The following is a 1,514-nucleotide window of genomic DNA, read 5'->3' as shown; positions in this document are numbered from 1 at the left end:
TTGACCATCATTCTTCAAGGTGTTAAGATGAGTGTCTCGCCGCTGGAGCGAGAAATGCTTGGCAAAAGTTAGGTTTACGCCTGATGGGCCAGGGTGTTTGATCTTTGAAAACTGAACAGTAAACGAGCGGGCCAAGATTTATTTGGTTTTGAATTGGAACAAGTCCAATCGATTGTGATTGGTCAGGATATTGAACTGGAGAGTTTGATCCTGGCTCAGAACGAACGCTGGCGGCGTGCTTAACACATGCAAGTCGAACGCGAACGGGACTTCGGTCCCAAGTAGAGTGGCGCACGGGTGAGTAACGCGTAGATAACCTGTCTTCATGTCTGGAATAATACGCCGAAAGGGGTACTAATACCGGATATTCTTGTTTTTCATAAGGTTGACAAGAAAAGGTGGCCTCTGCATATGCTACTGCATGAAGAGGGGTCTGCGTACCATTAGCTAGTAGGTGGGGTAAGGGCCTACCTAGGCAACGATGGTTAGCGGGTCTGAGAGGATGATCCGCCACACTGGCACTGGAACACGGGCCAGACTCCTACGGGAGGCAGCAGTGAGGAATATTGCGCAATGGGGGCAACCCTGACGCAGCGACGCCGCGTGAGTGAGGAAGGCCTTCGGGTCGTAAAGCTCTGTCAAGAGGAAAGAAGTGCATAGCGGTTAATACCCGTTGTGTTTGACGGTACCTCTAAAGGAAGCACCGGCTAACTCCGTGCCAGCAGCCGCGGTAATACGGAGGGTGCAAGCGTTGTTCGGAATCACTGGGCGTAAAGGGCGCGTAGGCGGTTTGATAAGTCAGATGTGAAAGCCCATGGCTTAACTGTGGAAGTGCATTTGAAACTGTCAGACTTGAGTACCAGAGGGGAAAGTGGAATTCCCGGTGTAGAGGTGAAATTCGTAGATATCGGGAGGAATACCGGTGGCGAAGGCGACTTTCTGGCTGGATACTGACGCTGAGGCGCGAAAGCGTGGGGAGCAAACAGGATTAGATACCCTGGTAGTCCACGCCGTAAACGATGTCAACTAGATGTAGGGGGTGTTGATCCCCTCTGTGTCGCAGCTAACGCATTAAGTTGACCGCCTGGGGAGTACGGTCGCAAGATTAAAACTCAAAGGAATTGACGGGGGCCCGCACAAGCGGTGGAGTATGTGGTTTAATTCGATGCAACGCGAAGAACCTTACCTGGTCTTGACATCCCGGGAATCCTTAGGAAACTAGGGAGTGCCTTCATTCGAAGGAGCCTGGAGACAGGTGCTGCATGGCTGTCGTCAGCTCGTGTCGTGAGATGTTGGGTTAAGTCCCGCAACGAGCGCAACCCTTGCCTTTAGTTGCCATCAGTTCGGCTGGGCACTCTAAAGGGACTGCCGGTGTCAAACCGGAGGAAGGTGGGGATGACGTCAAGTCCTCATGGCCTTTATGACCAGGGCTACACACGTACTACAATGGCCGATACAAAGGGCAGCGACACTGCGAAGTGGAGCCAATCCCATAAATTCGGTCTCAGTCCGGA

The 1,514-nt window shown here is 52.3% G+C and carries 1 rRNA gene (cut by a window edge); it reads left to right on the top strand.

The features are described 5' to 3' along the window. Positions 1-192: 192 nt before the first annotated feature. Positions 193-1,514, top strand: a 16S ribosomal RNA gene (locus tag Q362_RS0114405) (it continues 236 nt past the right edge of the window).

The organism is Desulfobulbus elongatus DSM 2908, assembly GCF_000621145.1.
Taxonomy (GTDB): domain Bacteria; phylum Desulfobacterota; class Desulfobulbia; order Desulfobulbales; family Desulfobulbaceae; genus Desulfobulbus; species Desulfobulbus elongatus.
The sequence above is the reverse complement of the archived record's forward strand: the minus strand, read 5'-3'. Positions and strand labels throughout refer to the sequence as shown.